The organism is Paraburkholderia acidipaludis NBRC 101816 (assembly GCF_000684975.1).
GTDB classification, from domain to species: domain Bacteria; phylum Pseudomonadota; class Gammaproteobacteria; order Burkholderiales; family Burkholderiaceae; genus Paraburkholderia; species Paraburkholderia acidipaludis.
In genome coordinates this window covers 54,075-72,093 of the sequence record NZ_BAXZ01000004.1, presented here as the reverse complement: position 1 = coordinate 72,093, position 18,019 = coordinate 54,075, and the positions used below count along the sequence as shown (strand labels likewise).

The following is an 18,019-nucleotide window of genomic DNA, read 5'->3' as shown; positions in this document are numbered from 1 at the left end:
TCAACCTGGTATCTCTTTGAAGCACAACAAGCACGACAGGCCCATTGCCGCCGCCACCGACGCCGCCCGCCGTTCTGCGTGCCCGGGCCTGCTGCGCGTCGTCGCGGCGCGCGACGGCGGCCTGTGCCGCATTCGCCTGCCAGGCGGCGTGCTCGCCTCCACCGAAGCCCATGCCGTCGCCGAAGCCGCGCGTGCGCATGCGAGCGGCGTGATCGAGTTGACGAATCGCGCGAACGTGCAGCTGCGCGGCGTGCGCGCCGGCCACGAGCGCGCCTTGGGCGAAGCGCTCCTGCGCGCGGGCCTCGGCCCCGACACACCCGCACCAGCATCTGGCGACGATGAAAGCGCCTCGACCCACGCCGAAATCGCCGACGATCTGCGCAACCTGATGCTGAGCCCGTTGGCGGGCAGCGACCCCGGCGCGCTGTTCGATACGACGACGCTGACCGCGCCGATCCTCCACCTGTTGCAGCACGAAGCGCGTTTTGCCGCGCTTTCGCCTAAATTCGCACTGCTAGCGGATGGCGGCGAACGCCTCGCGGCGCTCGATCATCCGCACGACATCTGGCTCGCCGCGGCAACGCACGGCGAACGCCTCATGTTCATGTTCGGCCTCGCGGGCGGCCCCGGCGACGCAGCGCTGGGCGCCATCGAACCGCAAGATGTTCCCACCCTGCTCCGCGCGCTGCTGCATGCTTTCCTCGACCTCGCCGAAGCCGGCCAGCGGCGCATGCGCGACGTGCGCGCAAGCCATGGCTCAGAAGCCGTGTTGTTGCAGGCGCAACGGTATCTGAACTTCACGCCGACACGCGACGAAGCCGTGCGCCAGTGGCGGCGCACACCGGTCGACACGGCGGCACGGCTCGGCACCCACGCGTTGCGGGCCGATGGCAGCGGCTATGTGGGCGCCCAGCCTGCGCTCGGCCGGCTCGACGCCGCCACGCTCGACGCACTCGCTTCGCTCGCGCAATCGCATGGCGCGGCCACGCTGCGCATCACGCCATGGCAAGGCGTGCTGCTGCCCGGCGTCGCGTCGCATCAGCTTGCGCCCACGCTAACGCAGTTGAGCGCACTCGGCCTGATTACCGAATGCGCCGCGCCGCTCGCGCGGCTGATCGCCTGCGCGGGCTCCGAGGGCTGCGCGAAAAGCCGCGCCGACACCAAGGCCGACGCGCTGCGCCTCGCCGCCCGCCTGCGCCAAAACGCGCCTGCCGAAGCGCATCTAAGCGGCTGCGAGCGCTCGTGCGCGGCGGCCCACCGCGCAGCGTGGACGCTGCTGGCCGTCGCCCCCGACTGTTACGACCTTTACGCCCGCGACGAAGCCGCAGCCGGATTCGGCCGCCTCGTCGCGCCCCACCTGACGATCGATGCCGCTGCGGATGTGCTCTCGCCGCGGCCCCGGAGCATCCCCAATGCCTGACTACATTCGCGACGGCGCGGCGATCTACCGCGAGTCGTTCGCGACGATCCGCGCCGAAGCCGACCTCGCGCACGTTCCGCCCGACCTCGAAAAACTCGCCGTGCGCGTGATCCACGCGTGCGGCATGGTCGACGTCGCCGCCGATCTCGCGTTTTCCGCGGGCGCGGGCCACGCGGGCCGCGCGGCGCTCGCGGCCGGCGCGCCCATCCTCTGCGACGCGAAGATGGTGGCCTACGGCATCACGCGCGCGCGCCTGCCCGCCGCCAACGAAGTGATCTGCACGCTCGACGATCCGCGCGTGCCCGGTCTCGCGCGCGAGATCGGCAATACGCGCTCGGCCGCCGCCCTCGAGTTGTGGCGGCCGCATCTGGCCGGCAGCGTCGTCGCCATCGGCAACGCGCCCACCGCGCTCTTCCATCTGCTCGACCTGCTCGCCGCCGGCGCGGCGCGCCCCGCGCTCATCGTCGGCATGCCGGTGGGCTTCGTCGGCGCCGCGGAATCGAAGGCGCTGCTCGCCGAGGGCGCGCATGGCGTGCCGTTCGTCGCGGTGCACGGCCGCCGCGGCGGCAGCGCCATGGCGGCGGCTGCCGTCAACGCACTCGCTTCGGAGACCGAATAAATGGCACGACAGGGACGTCTCTACGGCATCGGCGTCGGCCCCGGCGACCCCGAGCTGCTTACGCTCAAGGCCGTGCGATTGCTGAAAGCGGCGCCCGTGGTCGCGTACTTCGTCGCGAAAGGCAAGAAGGGCAACGCGTTCGGTATCGTCGAGGCCCATCTCGAATCGGACCAGACGCATCTGCCGCTCGTCTATCCCGTGACGACGGAGGCGCTGGAGCCGCCGCTCTCGTACGAAGCGATCATCGCCGACTTCTACGACACGGCGTCGACGATCCTCGCGCAGCATCTCGACGCGGGCCGCGACGTGGCCGTGATCTGCGAAGGCGACCCGTTCTTCTACGGCTCGTACATGTATCTGCACGACCGGCTCGCCGCGCGCTACGAGGCCGAGGTCGTGCCCGGCGTGTGCTCGATGCTGGGCGGCGCGGCGGTGCTGGGCGCACCGCTCGTCTACCGCAACCAGAGCCTTTCGGTGCTCTCGGGCGTGCTGCCCGAGGACGAACTGCGCCGCCGCCTCGCCGACGCGGACGCCGCCGTGATCATGAAGCTCGGCCGCAATTTCGACAAAGTGCGCCGCGTGCTGGGCGAACTCGGGCTCGCGGAACGCGCGCTGTACGTCGAACGCGCGACCATGGCCAATCAGCGCATCGTGCCGCTCGACGAGGTCGATCCCATGGCCTCGCCCTACTTCTCGCTGCTGGTGGTGCCGGGGGAAAAATGGCAACGCTGAGGGCGAAGTCGCAAATGCCGCCCGCCATCGTGATCCTCGGACCGGGCGCGCGCGAAACGGCACGGCGCGTGCAGCGCCGCTACGAAGGCTCCCGGGTGCATGCGCTGCAGGGGCGCGTGGAAGGCGACGTGGCATTCACCGAACTCGGCGCGCATCTGCGCGCGCTCTATGCCGAAGGCACGCCCATCGTCGCGCTGTGCGCGGCGGGCATCGTGATCCGCTGCGTGGCGCCGTTGCTCGCCAACAAGGGCGCCGAGCCCGCCGTGCTCGCGCTCGCCGAAGACGGCAGCGCCGTGGTGCCGCTGCTGGGCGGCCTCGCCGGCGTGAACGTCATGGCGCGCACGATAGGCGAAACGCTCGGCATCGCGCCGGCCATCACCACGAGCGGCGAATTGCGCTTCGGCACCTGCCTGCTCGACCCGCCCGCGGGCTATACGCTCTCGAGTCTCGATCAGGGGAAGCGCTTCGTCTCCGACCTGCTCGCGGGGGAGTCCACGCGCATCGAAGGCCCCGCGCCCTGGCTGGACGACGTGGACCTGCCGCGCGACGCAGCCGCGCGTCACGCGATTCGCGTGAGTCCGCAGGCCTGGGACGGCACGCGCGAGGCACTCGTGATTCATCCGCGCAGCATCGTCGCCGCCGTGAGCGAAACGCACGCAAATCTCGCCGACGCGGTGCGCGAAGCGCTCGCCTCGCAAGGCTATGCGCCGCTCGCGCTCGCCGCGCTGCTCGCGCCGGCCGCGCGCATGAGCGATCCCGCATGGGCCGAGGCCGCCGCCGGCCTCGGCGTGCCGCTGCGCTTCGCGGATGCGCCGGCCGCGACCTCCGGTGCGCTGCTCGAAGCCTGCGGCCTCGCCGCGCGTTTCGAGGCCAACGGCATCGCCTGCTCCGTTGGCGATGCACCCGTCGCCCCACACACGCTCGGCGTGGCGCGCGGCAAGCTCACGGTGCTCGGCCTCGGCCCCGGCCGCGCCGACCTGCTCGCCCCCGCCGCCCGGGCCGCGCTCGACGACGCCACCGATATCGTCGGCTACGCGACTTACGTCGAGATGGCCGGCCCGCTGCGCGCGGGCCAGGTCCGCCACGCCACCGACAACCGCGAAGAGTTGCAGCGCGCGCGCCATGCCTTCGAGCTGGCGAGCGCCGGACGGCGCGTGGCCGTGGTCTCGTCGGGCGACCCTGGCGTGTTCGCGATGGCCGCCGCCGTGCTCGAAGCCCTGGAAGCCTCGGACAACGCACACTGGCATGCGGTCGAACTCGAGATCGTCCCCGGCATCTCGGCGGCGTTCGCCACGGCCGCGCTGGCCGGCGCGCCGCTTGGCCACGACTTCTGCCTGTTGTCGCTCTCCGACAACCTCAAGCCCTGGGCCGTCATCGAAAAGCGCCTCGCGCACGCGGCGCAGGCCGACCTCGTGATGGCCTTCTACAACCCCATCTCGCGCGCGAGGCCGTGGCAACTCGACCGCGCGCTGGAAATCGTGCGCCGGCATCGCACCGCGCAAACCCGCGTGGTGCTGGGCCGCGACGTGGGGCGGCCTGCGCAGACGCTGCGCAATACGACGCTCGGCGCGCTGCGCGCGGAAGACGTGGACATGCGCACGATGGTGATCGTCGGGTCGTCGGCGACGCGGGGCTTCGGGCGTGACGGCGGCGGCGAGTGGGTTTATACGCCGCGCTGGTATCGCGAGGATGCAGCGCCCGAAAACTGAAATGTGGCGGGCGCAACGCCCGTCACCCAATCCGCCACTGATTTCCACATAATGCACCATTCGCGTGCAAACTCCCCGAGCCGGTCGCCAATTCAATACTGCACCGGCCAATCCCCTGTTTTCCAATCGTAAGGCGGGAATCCGCCCGCATACGCCACGCCTGGCGCTCGCATTGGCCTGCCTCGTCCACGCCACAATTTCCCAAAATTGACACATATTGCCAATAATATGCAACCCGCCCCGCAGGCTCGGGCGGCGTCGCCGTTACGCCGTTCGTTGCAGCAAATAAAACCGATCCGGCGACGAAGGGGTGTCGCCAAACCTGACATGGGATGAAAGGACAATGAGTACCCAGTGGAAAGTGCTGATTCCGGCCTTGCTGATCAGCACCGGCGCTTACGCACAGAGCAGCGTCACGCTGTACGGCATGCTCGATGAAGGCATCAACTTCACCAACAACGCCGGCGGCGGACAAGCCTGGACGATGAAGAGCGGCGACGTGGCAGGCAGCCGCTTCGGCCTCAAGGGCACGGAAGACCTGGGCGGCGGCTACAGCGCCATCTTCCGCCTCGAAAACGGTTTCAATGCGAGCAACGGCGAGGCAGGACAGGGCCAGCGCATGTTCGGCCGCCAGGCTTACGTGGGACTGGCTTCGCAGAACTACGGCACGCTGACGCTCGGCCGCCAGTACGATCCGACCGTCGACCTGTTCAGCGCAATCACCGCCGGCGGCAACTGGGCCGGCGACGTGGGCGCCACGCCGTTCGACAACGACAATACGGACTGGGATTACCGCGTCAACAACTCGGTGAAGTATGTTTCGCCGACCATCGCGGGCCTCACGGGCGAAGCGATGTACGGCTTCAGCAATACCGCGGGCGGCTTCGCGGACAACCGTCTCATCAGCCTCGCGGGCCAGTACCAGTACGCCGGCCTGACCGCCGTGGCCGCCTATATGCGCATCGACAACCCCGGCCAGGGCACGTCCGGCGCCGTGACCAACGACTCGGTGTTCACCGGCTCGGCGCAGGAGAACATCGACGCGGGCATCGCGTACGACTTCAAGACGTTCAACGTCGCCTTCGCCTATTCGCACACCAACGTCGACCAGCCGACCGCGAACAGCTACCTCTCCGGCTCGCTCACGCCGGCCAACGGCGGCGCATGGACGCGCTGGCAATTCGACAACTTCCAGATCAACGGCCAGTACTTCCTGCGTCCGAACCTCTGGCTCGGCGCCTCGTACATCTACACGATGGGCAAGCTCGACACGACGGCGGGCAACTACAGCCCGAAGTGGCACACGGCTGAAATCATGCTCGACTACGACCTGAGCAAGCGCACGTCGGTCTACATCCAGGGCGCCTGGCAGCACGTCGCGGGCGGCAACACGGGCACGCAGTTCGACGACGCGCAGATCGTCGCCGCACCGGGCGCCTCTTCGACGGAGAACCAGGTCGTGGCCCGCGTGGCGATGCTCCACAAGTTCTGACGCGGCACGCGCCCGGCGCGACGGACGCGGACTTGCGGCTTTCGCCGTGAGTCTGCCGAAACGCGTTGCGCCCCCCGCGATTCTTCTGGATTTTTTTCGCAGCGCGCCGTAAACATGTAAATTGTGTCATTTCCCCGGAGCGCGCCGATGATCCTTGCAGAAGAATCCATTACGCATGCGGTTCTGCTCACGCCCGAATCATTGCCGCTTGGCCAGCCGCTCGCCTGGCCCGTGGTCGATCGCGACGGAACGCTGCTTCTCGCGCGCGGCGCCGTTCTCGTCAACGACGCAGAGCGGCGCTTCCTCTTCGAGCATTTCGCGCCGCAGCGCGGGGATCTCAGTGCACCCGAAGCGCCCGGGACCCCGCAAGAAGAAGCCGGCCCGCGCAGCGTCGATGCTCCGCCGGCCCTGCGCGAAATGCATCTCACGCTCGGCGCGCTCATGGGCCTGCGCTCGCAGATGCGCGGCAGCAGCGGGCCGATGCAGCCGTGCCGGCTGATTGGTTTCGCACCCAACGACATGATGTTCGTGACGCCGCCGCATGTGGGCGGACGCATGCTCGAACTGATGCCGGGCGAGAACGTCGAGCTCGTCGCCATCGCGAGCCAGGCGGTCTATCGCTTCGTCTGCTCCATCGAGGCGATCTGCCAGGCGCCGCTCGAATATCTGGTCCTCTCGAAGCCCGGCACCGTGCGCCGGCTGCGCGAGCGCAAATCGATCCGCGTGCGCGCGCATATTCCCGTGCGCTACGGGCTCGGCGAAAACGGCGCCGGCTACGAGGGCATCGCGCTCGCGCGCAGCATCAGTTCGCTGGGGCTGTCCATCTCCGCGCCGTGGGCGCTCGGCAAGGTGGGCGAGCGGCTGCGCATTGCCTTCACCGTGCAGTCGGGCGAGGTGATCACGCCGATCGAAACGAGCGCCGTGATCCGCAACGTGCAGCACGAAGGCGGCACCAATGCGGGCCCGGACGCACCCGCAACGCTCGGACTCGAACTCGACCAGCTCAGCGCCACCGAGCAGATGGCGATGAAGGTCTACGTCTTCGACCGCCAGGACGACGTGCTTTACTGGACCGGCTCAGTCCGCTGATGCCGGCGCTGCGTGATCCAGCAGCGCGCGCGCGTCGATGCATTGCGCATCCCACGCCTCGGCCAGCGCGGCGCAGCGGCCAAGCCGCACCGCCGCCGCTTCGAAATCGACTACCGTGATGTGATCCGCATAACGCGGACGCGCGGGCCATTGCGTGCTGCGTCCGTCGCTCATGAGCCATAGATGGCGGGGGCGGCCGGGATTGCGGCGCGCCGACGATTCGAGCACGCGTGCCGCCGCCGCAACGCCCGCCGTGAGCGGCGTCCCGCCGCCGGCGCCGATGGGCGCGAGCCAGCGTTCGTTCCACCAGCGCGGCACGGCCGGGCCGAAACGCAGTTCCGCCCCCGCGCCGGCGAACGAAATCAGCGCGACCTGGAAGCGGGCATGGCGCGCGCGGTCGAACAGGGCGACGAGCACGCCTTTGGCGAGCGCGAGCTGTCCGCGCGCCAGCATCGACGCGGAGCAATCCAGCACGAAGCAGTGCAGCGCCCCTGTGGCGGTCCGTCTGCGCGCATAGCGCAGGTGATCGAGATGCAGCGGCGCCCGGCGTTTGGCGGCGAGCGTGGGCGTCCACGCAATGCGCGCGCCCGGCCCGCCGTCGCGCGTTGCGCGAACGGGGCCGAAGCCTGTGCCCGGGTCTGGGTCTTTCAGCCGCCGGGCGCCGCCCTGTGCAGAAGCGGCAGCCCTTGCCCGACGGGTCAGCGTTTTTTTGCGGGCAGCGGAATCACGCCCTTCACGGGTGCCGCCGCGACCGGCTCGGGCGGAAGCGCACCCCAGTCCGCATCTGCCTGGGACTGCAAATCGTCTGCGCTTGCGGGCGAGCGACCAGCGCTGCCGCCCGACGGTGCGGGATCCTCAAACGCCCGGCGCCGGTGCGCGAGCACGGCCGCCGCCACCTGATCGACGTGCGCCGCGCTCACTTCCTGTGCGTTCTCGAACGCCGCGAGCGCGCGCGCCGCGCGCAGCATCACGATGTCCGCACGCATGCCGTCGACCTTCGCTTCAACGCACAGCGTCGCTGCGCGCTCGTGCACCGCGTCGCTCAGCGCGAGCAGGCCCACGCGCTCGCGCGCGGCGCGCAAACGCCCGGCCAACGCCGTCTGCGCCGCGTCGCACGACGCGCAGAACGCGTGCGGATCCGCGTCGAAAGCGAGCCGCGCCTTGACGATGCGCTGCCGCTCCGCTGCATCGAAGCGGTTCTCCAGTTCGACCATCAGCCCGAAGCGGTCGAGCAGTTGCGGCCGCAACTCGCCCTCCTCCGGGTTCATCGTGCCCACGAGCACGAAGCGCGCTTCGTGCGTATGCGAAATGCCGTCGCGCTCCACTGTGTTGGCGCCGCTCGCCGCCGCGTCGAGCAGCACGTCCACGAGCGCGTCGGGCAGCAGGTTGACCTCGTCGACATAGAGCACGCCGCCATGCGCCTTCGCGAGCAGCCCCGGCGAAAAGCGCACGGCGCTCTCGCGCAGCGCCGCCTCGAGATCGAGCGAGCCGATCAGCTTGTCCTCGCTCGCGCCAAGCGGCAGCGTGACGAATGCGCCGTCGGGCAGCAACGCGGCCAGTGCGCGCGCCGCCGTGGATTTCGCGGTGCCGCGCGGGCCGCTCACGAGCACGCCGCCAATGGCCGGATCGACGGCCGCGAGCAGCAGCGCCTGCTGCAAGGGCGCCTGGCCAACCAGGGCGGTGAACGGAAAAGCAAGGGGAAGCGCCGCAGCACTCATGGGCCTGATCCTTCCAGTTGCTGCCCGGCTTCGAGCAGACGTTGTTCGAGTTGCGCGCGGTGGGCGCCGGGTTGCTGCCACAGCCCGCGCTGGATCGCTTCGAGCAGGCGCTCGCAGATGGCATGGAGCGCGTGCGGATTGTGCCGTTCGAGGAAGGCGCGCGTCGCGTCGTCGTGGACATAGGCGTTCGCCACGAGCGCGTACTGGTGGTCGCCCACCACGCGCGCCGTCGCATCGTAGCCGAACAGATAATCGACGGTCGCCGCCATTTCCGCCGCGCCCTTGTAGCCGTGGCGCTTCACGCCGTCGATCCACTTCGGATTGACCACGCGCGAACGGATCACGCGCGCGATCTCCTCGGCAAGCGGGCGAATGCGCGGTGCCGCGGGGTTGCTGTGGTCGGCGTGATAGAGGCTCGGCTGCGCGCGCGAGAAATGCCGCGCCGCCGCCGCCATGCCGCCCTGGAACTGGTAGTAGTCGTTCGAGTCGAGCAGGTCGTGCTCGCGGTTGTCCTGGTTTTGCAGCACGACGTCGATGGCCGAGAGACGCGCGCCGAACGCGTCGCGCGCTTCGTCGCCCGCGCTGTTCTGGGCATACGCATAGCCGCCCCACGCCTGGTAGGCCTGCGCGAGATCGGCGTCGGTCTGCCACTGGCGCTGGTCGATCAGGTCCTGCAGGCCCGCGCCGTAATGGCCCGGCCGCGCGCTGAACACGCGCCAGCCGGCGCGGCGGCGCGCCTCGTCAGCCTTCACGCCGCGCTCGACGAGCGCATCGCGCTCGCGCAGCACGCGCTCGCGCAGCAGATTCAGATGCGGCGGCTCGTCGAGGTCGGCCACGGCCTGGACCGCCGCGTCGAACAGATGCATGACGTTCGGAAACGCGTCGCGAAAGAAGCCGGAGACGCGCAGCGTCACGTCGATGCGCGGCCGGTCGAGCGCCTCCACGGGCATGATCTCGAAGTCGATCACGCGGTGGCTTCCCGCCGCCCACTTCGGCCGCACGCCGATCAGCGCGAGCGCCTGCGCGATGTCGTCGCCGCCCGTGCGCATGGTGGCCGTGCCCCAGACCGAGAGCCCCACGGCGCGCGGGTAGTCTCCATGCTCCTGCAGATGGCGCTCGATCAGCTGTTGCGCCGACTTCATGCCGAGCGACCAGGCGGCCAGGGTCGGCACCGCGCGCGTGTCGACCGAATAGAAGTTGCGGCCCGTCGGCAGCACGTCGGGCCGGCCGCGCGAGGGCGATCCGCTCGGGCCCGGCGGCACGAAGCGGCCCTCCAGCGCGCGGCGGAACTGGCGCAGTTCCTCCGTGCCGCAGGCGTCGAGGCTCGGCAGCACGTCGTTGGCGAGGCGCGCGAGCACTTTCGCCGCGTGAGGCAGCGATGCTTCGCAGTCCGCTGTACCGGCATCGCATACGTTAGCGACCAGCGACCCCGCCAGCGCCTCCAGCCGCTCGCGCGTATCGCCCGCGTGGCGCCACGGCGTGTCGCTCGCCGCTTCGAGCAGGGCCGGGCGCGGCCCGGTCCACGGTGCGGCCCAGTCCACGGCGGCCGGGTCGAGCAGATGATCGATGCGCAGATCGCGCGCGAGCGCGTCGATCAGCCCGGCATTCGCGCCCTGCCCGTCGCCGCACGCATAGCGGCCCAGCGCCAGCAGCGTGTCGCGCCGCTGCGTCCCCTGCGGCGAGGCGCCGAAGATGTGCAGCCCGTCGCGAATCTGCGCTTCCTTCAGTTCGCAGAGCCAGGCATCGGCGCGCGTGAGCAACGCGTCTTCCGTCGCTTCGTCCCGCGGCGCCGGCATGCTGAGTTCCTCGTGCAGCCGGTGCTCGACGATCGTCTCCAGAATGGTCCGGCGCAGAAGCTTCGCGCGGCGCGGATCGACCATCAATGCTTCGTAATACTCATCGACCTGCCGTTCGAGATCCTGTAGCGGACCGTAGTTTTCGGCGCGCGTGAGCGGCGGCATCAGATGATCGATGATCACCGCCTGCGCGCGCCGCTTGGCCTGGCTGCCTTCGCCGGGATCGTTGACGATGAACGGGTAGAGGTGCGGCAGCGGGCCGAGCGCCATGTCGGGCCAGCAGGTGTCGGCCAGCGCGACGCTTTTGCCCGGCAGCCATTCGAGGTTGCCGTGCTTGCCCACATGGGCGATCGCGTCGATGCCGAAGGTCTCGCGCAGCCAGAAGTAGAACGCGAGGTACGCGTGCGGCGGCACGAGATCGGCGTCGTGATAGTTCGCGTAGGTGTCGTCGCCGCGCGAGCGTGACGGCTGGATGCCGACGAAGACCTCGCCGCAGCGCCAGCCCGCGATCATGAAGCGGCCGCGGCGCACGGCAGGGTCCTGCTCGGGCGGTCCCCAGCGCGCGATGAGCGCGTTCTGCGCGGCGGCGGGCAGGCGCGCAAACGCGCGCCGGTAGTCGTCGAGGGCGAGGCTTTGCCACGCGGGCCGCAGCGCGCGCGTGTCCGGGTCGTTGGTCACGCCCTGCGTGAGCCGCGCCATGAGCGCGCCGCCGTCGTCCGGCAAGTCGGCCACACCGTAGCCCTCGTCGCGCAGCATCTGCAGGATGCCGACCACCGAGGCCGGGGTGTCGAGTCCCACGCCGTTGCCAATGCGGCCTTCGCTCGTCGGGTAGTTCGCGAGCACGAGCGCGAGCTTTTTCTGCGCGTTCGGCAGACTGCGCAAACGGCACCAGCGGCGGCTCAGCTCCGCCACGAACGCCACGCGTTCCGCGTCGGGCTGATAGCGCACGACGTCGACCTGGGTTGCCTTGCAGTGGTACGCGAGCCCCTTGAAGCTGATTGCGCGCGTGATGAGGCGGCCGTCCACTTCGGGCAGCGCGATATGCATGGCGATGTCGCGCGAATTGAGGCCGTGATTGTCCTTGAGCCAGTCTTCGCGGTTGCCGCCGGAGAGGATCACCTGCAGCACGGGGGCGTCGCCCGCGAGCGCGAGCGGCGCGGGATCGTCGAGCGACGAGGCCGCGAAAGCCGTGGTGTTCAGCACGAGCGCGATGTCGTGCGCGGCGCAGAGCCCGTCGATCACGTCGCGGCTCAGCGTGTCCTTGAGCGACGTAACGGCAAGCGGCAGCGGATTCATGCCGCGCTCCGTCAAGGCATCGATCAGGGCATCGAACGCCGCCGTGTTGGCGGCCTGCAGATGCGCCTTATAGAAGAGCAGCATGACCACCGGCGCATCGGGCTGCCAGCGCGCGCGCCAGTCTTCGATCGTGGCGACGTCGCGCGACGGATGATAGAGCGCGGCCGCGGGCAGCGCGAGCGGCGGCGCCGGTTCGCTGCCCCAGTCGAAGGCGCGCCACGCGAGCGCGCGCAGGAAACCCTCGGCGTTCGCCGCGCCGCCTTCGCGCAGGTAACGCCACAGCAGCCGGCAGAATTCGGGCTCGGCGCGGCTCTTCGCAATCAGGCCCGGGTCTTCCTGCAGGTCGCCGGAGAACATCGCGAGCAACTGGTTGCGCTGCCCGGCCAGTGCGACCACCTGCTCGATGCCGTAGGGCCAGTAGGCCTCGCCGCCCAGATGATCGACGACGACGACGCGCGCATGCCGCAGCACGTCGTCCACATAGAAGTCCACCGAGGCCGGCTGGCGCAGATACGTGACGTTCGCGAGCCGCACGCTCGGGAACCCGGCGGGCAGGCGCGGCACGATACTCGCGAGCAGCGCGAGCGTCGTGTCGGCGGAACTGAGGATGACGATGTCGGCGGGCTGCTGGTCGATGCGGACCACGCCGGCCGTATCGTCGACGAAGCCGCCCGGCGTCGTTCGCAACAGATGCATGAGAGAAAGGCCGCTGCGGTTAGCGTGCGCCGATCAGGCCAGCGCGGCCGGTTCGAGCGCGGCTTCGAATGCGCGTTGCAGCGTGGCGGCGTCGAGATCCTCGCCGATCAGCACGAAGCGGCTCGCGAGCGGCTGCGCTGCGGCTTCCTGCTCGTTCCAGCGGCGGTCGAAGTAGCTGTCGAAACGGCGCCCCACGCCCTGCACCACGAGCCGCATCGGCGCGCCGGGCAGCGCGGCGAAGCCCTTCACGCGATAGATCGTGTGCGCATCCACGAGGCGCCGTAGTGCCTCGATCGCGCCCTCGCGCGACGCCACCCTGGCCGTCACGACAACCGAATCGAATTCGTCGTGGTGATGATCGGCATCGTCGGCGGAACCGTGGTGGTCGTGGCGCAGATGGATGCTTTCCTCCGAAGCCGCTTCGAGCCCGAGCAGCGTGTGCAGATCGAGCTGCCCATGCTGCGCGCGCACGATCTTCACCTGCGGCGGCAGTTCCTCGCGCAGCTCTTCGATGAGCGCATCCTGCGCCGCCGCCTCGATCAGATCGGTCTTGTTGAGGATCACGAGATCCGCGGCCGAAAGCTGATCTTCGAACAGTTCGTGCAGCGGCGACTCATGGTCGAGATTCGGGTCGGCCTTGCGCTGCGCATCCACGGCTTCGGGGTTCTCGGCGAACTGGCCGCTCGCGGCGGCGGGACCATCCACCACCGTCACCACCGCATCGACCGTGAAGGCGTTGCGAATCGACGGCCAGTTGAAGGCCTGCACGAGCGGCTTGGGCAGCGCGAGCCCCGAGGTTTCGATCAGCACGTGATCGATCTCGCCGCGGCGCTCGAGCAGTTGCTCCATCACCGGGAAGAACTCCTCCTGCACGGTGCAGCACAGGCACCCGTTGGCCAGTTCGTAGAGCTGGCCTTCCCGTTCGTTGCCGTTCTCGTCGCAGCCTATGCCGCAGCCGCGCAAAATTTCGCCGTCGATGCCGAGCTCGCCGAACTCGTTGACGATCACCGCCACGCGCAAGCCGCCCGCGTGCTGAAGAATGTGACGCAGCAGCGTGGTTTTGCCGCTGCCGAGAAAGCCCGTGACGATGGTGACGGGGATCTTGCGCATGTTCATGAGGTATTCCTTCGGCGCGAATGGCCGCGGGCGTGGAGCATGGATCCGGCGCCGCCTCCCCGCAGCGCGAATCCCTCGTGTCTGGCCGGTATCCGGACTGACGAAACGCCGCTCCGCCTTCCCGCGCGCCGGTCCTCATGGACCGGCCGCGCAGTGGCATGACCTGCATGCGGCACGCATGCATCGAAGCGGCTTGCCTCGCCCGTGCGGGGCGAAGCGATCGTTGTACCGTTGCGGGTGCAGTTCAGGTTGGCCGGTCCCTCGCCGGGATGGCTCCCTGATTCCCGTTTAACTGCGCGCGCAAGGAACGCGCGCGCGAGCACCAGAGTGCGTGCGAGTGTAGGCGTGGGCCATGGGATCGTCAAGGAAAGGCCCGAACGCGCGCCGTTGTTTACCCCTGGCGCCGAAGCCGCACGCCCGGACGCGAAAAGCCGTGTGCTATCGTATGCGCGCATCCGCCGGGCACGTTGCCGAAGCCCGCGCCGCCCTGGTCCACTGCCTGGCCTACCGCCTTATCCGCTGCCCAGTTTCTACGCGCTCACCGTGAATTCCGCTACGTCCGCAGGCCTGTCACCCGTGCCCTCCGCCTCGCCAGGCTCGTCAGGTTCAACCGGCCCGGCATCGCTCGCGCTCGGCATCGGCTGCCGCCGCGGCGTGACGCTCGCGCAGATCGAGCGCGCCGTGCAGACTGCGCTCGCCGACACGCCGCTCGCGCGCATAACGGCCGTGGGAACGCTCGACGCGAAAGCCGGCGAGCCCGCCCTGCTCGCGTTCTGCGCGGCCCACGGCCTGCCGCTGCGCGCGTATGCGCGCCAAGCCATCGCCGCCATGCCGGTCGAGGCCGGGCCATCAGGCGCAGCGCGCGCGAAGTTCGGCGTCGACGGCGTGAGCGAGCCTTGCGCCCGGCTCGCTGCCGGCGGCGGACCGCTGGCGCGCGGCAAGCTCGCGCTGGACGGCGTGACCGTGGCGGTGGCCGCGGTCGTCACCATCGCGCAAGCGCCCCGCTGAGCTTACCGTGCATACGCACACGTCAAGAACCCCGCATTCTCCAACCTCGTTTCGCCCATGAAAACCGATCCCGATTCGCACCTGCGCATGACCCAACGCCGCCGTGAAGGCCACGAAAAGAAGCAGGCGGCCGCCACGGCCGAAAAAGGGCTTTTGATCGTCAACACCGGCAACGGCAAGGGCAAGAGCACGGCGGCCTTCGGCATGGCCGTGCGCGTGCTGGGCCACGGCATGAAGCTTGGCGTCGTGCAGTTCATCAAGGGCGCGCTGCACACGTCCGAACGCGATTTTCTCGGCAGCATCGCGCACTGCGACTTCGTGACGATGGGCGACGGCTATACCTGGAACACGCAGAACCGCGACGCCGATATCGCCACCGCGCGCAAGGGCTGGAACGAGGCGAAGCGCATGATCGAAAGCGGCGAGTACGGCATGGTGATCCTCGACGAGCTGAACACCGTGCTCAAGTACGAGTACCTGCCGCTCGACGAAGTGCTCGCCGTGCTGAACGCGCGCGGACCGCTGCAGCACGTGGTCGTGACGGGCCGCCACGCGCCCGACGCGCTGATCGACGCCGCCGATCTCGTCACCGAAATGCGGCTCGTGAAGCATCCGTACCGCGAGCAGGGCGTGAAGGCGCAAAAGGGCGTGGAGTTCTGAGCCGATGGTTGACCGCGTTGCCAGTGTTGCTTGCCCCGCGCTCTTCGTCAGCGCACCCGCTTCGGGCCAGGGCAAGACCACGCTCACGGCGGGTCTCGCGCGCCTGCACCGCCGCGCGGGCAGGCGCGTGCGCGTCTTCAAGACCGGGCCGGACTTTCTCGATCCGATGATCCTCGCGCGCGCAAGCGGCGCGCCGGTCATGTCGCTCGATCTGTGGATGGTGGGCGAGGACCATTGCCGCGCGCTGCTCGCGCAGGCCGCGCAGGAAGCCGACCTGATCCTGATCGAAGGCGTCATGGGCCTCTTCGACGGCACGCCCAGCAGCGCCGATCTCGCCACGACCTTCGGCGTGCCGGTGGCGGCCGTGATCTCGGCGAAGGCGATGGCGCAGACCTTCGGCGCCGTCGCGTTCGGGCTCGCGCGCTTTCGCCCCGAAGTCCCGTTTCATGGCGTGCTCGCGAACCGCGTGGGCTCGGCGCGGCATGCGCGGATGCTGCAGGAAGCCTTGCCGGCCGACCTTCTCTGGCTGGGCCATGTGGCCGGCGACGCGCTCATCGAACTGCCCGACCGGCATCTCGGCCTGCATCAGGCGAGCGAGATCGCCGACCTCGACGCACGCATCGAACGCGCCGCCGACGCGCTCGCGCAAACCGCGCTCGCCGACCTGCCGCCGCCCGTCGAATTCGCACTCGCGAGCGACTCGGCTCCCCTGCCGCGGCTGCTCGAAAACCGGCACATCGCCATCGCGCGTGACGCCGCATTCTCGTTCATCTATCCGGCGAACGTCGCGCTGCTCGAAGCCCTGGGCGCGCGCGTGACGTATTTTTCGCCGCTCGCCGACGAGGCCGCCCCGGCGAACGCCGATGCGATCTACCTGCCCGGCGGCTACCCCGAACTGCACGCGGCGGCGCTCTCGCGCAACGCCCGCAGCGCGGCGTCGCTGCGCGCGCATGCGGAGACGGACAAGCCGCTCGTCGCCGAATGCGGCGGCATGCTCTGGCTGCTCGAAGCCCTGACCGATACCGAAGGCGCCCGCACGCCCATGCTCGGCCTGCTGCCGGGCGAGGCGGTCATGCAGCGGCGCTTCGCGGCGCTCGGCATGCAGCAGATCGATAGCGCCCACGGCACACTCAGGGGCCACACGTTCCACTATTCGCGCGTGAGCACGCCGCTTGCGCCCACGCTCGTCGCGCGTCATGCGCAGACGGGCGCGGCGGGCGAGCCGCTCTACCGCCACGGCCCGATCGTCGCCACCTACCTGCATGCCTGGTGGCCCTCCAATCCCGCTTTCACGGCCGCACTCTTTCATGGCTCAACCCTTTGACGAAGCCGAGCGCGCGGCGGTGTACCGCGCGATCTACGAACGGCGCGACATGCGGCACTTCGTGCCCGGCCCCGTCGATCCGGCCACGCTGCGGCGCCTGCTGGACGCCGCGCATCACGCGCCGAGCGTGGGCTTCATGCAGCCATGGCGTATCGTGCGGATCACCGACGCAACGTTGCGCACGCAACTGCACGCGGCGGTCGAGCGCGAGCGCCTTGCCACCGCCGACGCGCTGGGCAAGCGGCACGACGAGTTCATGAAGCTGAAGGTGGAAGGCATGCGCGAATGCGGCGAGCTGCTCGTCGTCGCGCTGATGGACCGCCGCGAGCCGCATATCTTCGGACGGCGCACGCTTCCCGAAATGGATCTCGCCTCGGTGGCCTGCGCGATCCAGAACATGTGGCTCGCGGCGCGCGCCGAAGGGCTAGGCATGGGCTGGGTGTCGATCTTCGACGTGGACGAGGTGCGCGAACTGCTCGCCATGCCCGCGGGCGCCAAGCCGGTGGCGATCCTGTGCCTCGGCCACGTTGCCGGGTTCTATCCGCAGCCGATGCTGGAGATGGAGCGTTGGGCCGAGCGCCGCGCGCTCGGCGAATGCGTCTACGAGAACCGCTGGCCGCAAGGCGGCGCCGAAGAGGATCGGCCGTCCACGGCCTGAGAGGTCACTGCGCCGGGGCAGCCGCCTTCACCGAAATGACTTCCGGCAGCGCGCCCGCGCTGCCCTCGCCTCCCGCCCCCGCCTCGCGCAACTTCACGCGCCATTGCGGCGCGCCGGCCCCGCTCACCCCACTCGCATAAGGCAGCTGCGCAAGCGCCCCCGCGACGAGATAGGGCAGCGCCGCCTGGGCATTGGCGTCGCGGTCGTGCTTCGCGACGCTCACGCGGTACGCCTCGGCGCCGCCGGGCAGCGCGAAGAAACGCAGCGTGAGCGTATGCACGTAGGGGCGCCCGAACCACGGAAACGACGGGCCGGCAGCCGGCTCGCAAGCCGGCGCGCAGTCGCCCTGGGCCACGCCCACATCGGCCGGTCGCGTCGACCAGGCAACGGAAACCACGTAGACCGCCTTCTCCGGCCCGCCCTCCACGAAGCCGCGCTTCGCGAGGCCATCGCGCAACAAGGCGTCGTACGGAGGATTCGACGTGGCCTGAGCCTCGGCCGGCGTGCGCGCCAGACGATAGACCACGGTACGCTGGCCCGCGTCAGGCAAGGCGCCGCGCGCGCTCACGTCGGCGTTCACGCCGGCGCAGCCGGCCAGCGCGCCGGCCATCGGAAAGAGGCATACCGTCAACAGGATCTTCACCGCAAACTCCATCGAACTCACTGCCAACCCATCGAGGCGGCTT

At 69.7% G+C, this 18,019-nt stretch carries 15 protein-coding genes and 1 riboswitch; of the genes, 10 read left to right on the top strand and 5 right to left on the bottom strand.

Annotation, left to right across the window (positions count from 1 at the left end):
- The first annotated feature begins 16 nt into the window (after window positions 1-16).
- The 6 genes from cobG (at window position 17) to BAC01S_RS05475 (ending at window position 7,061) form a co-directional block, all read left to right on the top strand.
- Window positions 17-1,420 carry a precorrin-3B synthase gene (gene cobG / locus BAC01S_RS05500; protein ID WP_245616511.1) on the top strand — a complete coding sequence of 468 codons (1,404 nt, stop codon included), beginning with the start codon at window positions 17-19 and terminating at the stop codon, window positions 1,418-1,420.
- Window positions 1,413-2,039: a precorrin-8X methylmutase gene (locus tag BAC01S_RS05495; RefSeq protein WP_027793856.1), complete on the top strand. Its 627-nt coding sequence runs from the start codon at window positions 1,413-1,415 to the stop codon at window positions 2,037-2,039. Before cobG ends, BAC01S_RS05495 begins: the two co-directional genes overlap by 8 nt.
- Window positions 2,040-2,771 carry a precorrin-2 C(20)-methyltransferase gene (locus BAC01S_RS05490; protein WP_027793855.1) on the top strand — a complete coding sequence of 244 codons (732 nt, stop codon included), beginning with the start codon at window positions 2,040-2,042 and terminating at the stop codon, window positions 2,769-2,771. It abuts the gene before it with no gap.
- A complete protein-coding gene (gene cobJ, locus BAC01S_RS05485) occupies window positions 2,759-4,480 on the top strand; it encodes a precorrin-3B C(17)-methyltransferase (protein WP_245616510.1) in 1,722 nt (573 codons plus the stop codon). Before BAC01S_RS05490 ends, cobJ begins: the two co-directional genes overlap by 13 nt.
- A 343-nt stretch (window positions 4,481-4,823) precedes the next feature.
- Window positions 4,824-5,972, top strand: a complete 1,149-nt coding sequence (locus BAC01S_RS05480) for a porin (RefSeq protein WP_043201298.1) — start codon at window positions 4,824-4,826, stop codon at window positions 5,970-5,972.
- Window positions 5,973-6,119: 147 nt separating this feature from the next.
- Window positions 6,120-7,061, top strand: coding sequence for a flagellar brake protein (locus tag BAC01S_RS05475; RefSeq protein WP_027793852.1), 942 nt, complete (start codon window positions 6,120-6,122; stop codon window positions 7,059-7,061).
- Here the strand turns inward: BAC01S_RS05475 and BAC01S_RS05470 are convergent.
- From BAC01S_RS05470 to cobW, 4 genes are read right to left on the bottom strand one after another with little or no spacing between them, the layout of a single operon-like run.
- On the bottom strand, window positions 7,050-7,712 hold the full coding sequence (locus BAC01S_RS05470; RefSeq protein WP_156954320.1) for a vWA domain-containing protein: 663 nt from the start codon (window positions 7,710-7,712) through the stop codon (window positions 7,050-7,052). The genes BAC01S_RS05475 and BAC01S_RS05470 overlap by 12 nt on opposite strands.
- Before the next feature lie 47 nt (window positions 7,713-7,759).
- Window positions 7,760-8,779, bottom strand: a complete 1,020-nt coding sequence (locus BAC01S_RS05465; protein ID WP_027793850.1) for an ATP-binding protein — start codon at window positions 8,777-8,779, stop codon at window positions 7,760-7,762.
- Window positions 8,776-12,567 (bottom strand): cobaltochelatase subunit CobN, encoded by a 3,792-nt coding sequence (gene cobN / locus BAC01S_RS05460; RefSeq protein ID WP_027793849.1) that lies wholly within the window; start codon window positions 12,565-12,567, stop codon window positions 8,776-8,778. The genes BAC01S_RS05465 and cobN overlap by 4 nt, the downstream gene beginning before the upstream one ends.
- Before the next feature lie 33 nt (window positions 12,568-12,600).
- Window positions 12,601-13,683, bottom strand: coding sequence for a cobalamin biosynthesis protein CobW (gene cobW, locus BAC01S_RS05455; RefSeq protein ID WP_027793848.1), 1,083 nt, complete (start codon window positions 13,681-13,683; stop codon window positions 12,601-12,603).
- Between the two features lie 66 nt (window positions 13,684-13,749).
- Window positions 13,750-14,025: riboswitch (cobalamin riboswitch) on the bottom strand.
- A gap of 201 nt (window positions 14,026-14,226) precedes the next feature.
- Here cobW and BAC01S_RS05445 point away from each other — a divergent pair.
- Genes BAC01S_RS05445 through bluB form a run of 4 tightly spaced genes read left to right on the top strand, consistent with a single transcriptional unit; the run spans window position 14,227 to window position 17,333 of the window.
- Window positions 14,227-14,691, top strand: coding sequence for a cobalamin biosynthesis protein (locus tag BAC01S_RS05445; RefSeq protein WP_245616509.1), 465 nt, complete (start codon window positions 14,227-14,229; stop codon window positions 14,689-14,691).
- Between the two features lie 57 nt (window positions 14,692-14,748).
- Complete coding sequence (gene cobO, locus BAC01S_RS05440; protein WP_027793846.1) at window positions 14,749-15,351, top strand: cob(I)yrinic acid a,c-diamide adenosyltransferase; 603 nt, start codon at window positions 14,749-14,751, stop codon at window positions 15,349-15,351.
- A gap of 4 nt (window positions 15,352-15,355) precedes the next feature.
- Window positions 15,356-16,675, top strand: coding sequence for a cobyrinate a,c-diamide synthase (locus BAC01S_RS05435; protein WP_027793845.1), 1,320 nt, complete (start codon window positions 15,356-15,358; stop codon window positions 16,673-16,675).
- On the top strand, window positions 16,659-17,333 hold the full coding sequence (bluB, locus tag BAC01S_RS05430) for a 5,6-dimethylbenzimidazole synthase (protein WP_027793844.1): 675 nt from the start codon (window positions 16,659-16,661) through the stop codon (window positions 17,331-17,333). Before BAC01S_RS05435 ends, bluB begins: the two co-directional genes overlap by 17 nt.
- Before the next feature lie 4 nt (window positions 17,334-17,337).
- Here the strand turns inward: bluB and BAC01S_RS05425 are convergent, their stop codons facing one another.
- Window positions 17,338-17,976 carry a DUF4136 domain-containing protein gene (locus BAC01S_RS05425; protein ID WP_156954319.1) on the bottom strand — a complete coding sequence of 213 codons (639 nt, stop codon included), beginning with the start codon at window positions 17,974-17,976 and terminating at the stop codon, window positions 17,338-17,340.
- Between the last annotated feature and the right edge of the window lie 43 nt (window positions 17,977-18,019).

What these genes read in the sequence shown, in the direction of transcription:
- BAC01S_RS05475 (WP_027793852.1), top strand. Translation starts at nt 6,120, where the DNA reads ATGATCCTTGCAGAAGAATCCATTACGCATGCGGTTCTGCTCACGCCC.
- cobN (WP_027793849.1), bottom strand. Translation starts at nt 12,567, where the DNA reads ATGCATCTGTTGCGAACGACGCCGGGCGGCTTCGTCGACGATACGGCC.
- cobO (WP_027793846.1), top strand. Translation starts at nt 14,749, where the DNA reads ATGAAAACCGATCCCGATTCGCACCTGCGCATGACCCAACGCCGCCGT.
- BAC01S_RS05495 (WP_027793856.1), top strand. Translation starts at nt 1,413, where the DNA reads ATGCCTGACTACATTCGCGACGGCGCGGCGATCTACCGCGAGTCGTTC.
- BAC01S_RS05490 (WP_027793855.1), top strand. Translation starts at nt 2,040, where the DNA reads ATGGCACGACAGGGACGTCTCTACGGCATCGGCGTCGGCCCCGGCGAC.
- cobJ (WP_245616510.1), top strand. Translation starts at nt 2,759, where the DNA reads ATGGCAACGCTGAGGGCGAAGTCGCAAATGCCGCCCGCCATCGTGATC.
- cobW (WP_027793848.1), bottom strand. Translation starts at nt 13,683, where the DNA reads ATGAACATGCGCAAGATCCCCGTCACCATCGTCACGGGCTTTCTCGGC.
- bluB (WP_027793844.1), top strand. Translation starts at nt 16,659, where the DNA reads ATGGCTCAACCCTTTGACGAAGCCGAGCGCGCGGCGGTGTACCGCGCG.
- BAC01S_RS05465 (WP_027793850.1), bottom strand. Translation starts at nt 8,779, where the DNA reads ATGAGTGCTGCGGCGCTTCCCCTTGCTTTTCCGTTCACCGCCCTGGTT.
- BAC01S_RS05435 (WP_027793845.1), top strand. Translation starts at nt 15,356, where the DNA reads ATGGTTGACCGCGTTGCCAGTGTTGCTTGCCCCGCGCTCTTCGTCAGC.
- BAC01S_RS05480 (WP_043201298.1), top strand. Translation starts at nt 4,824, where the DNA reads ATGAGTACCCAGTGGAAAGTGCTGATTCCGGCCTTGCTGATCAGCACC.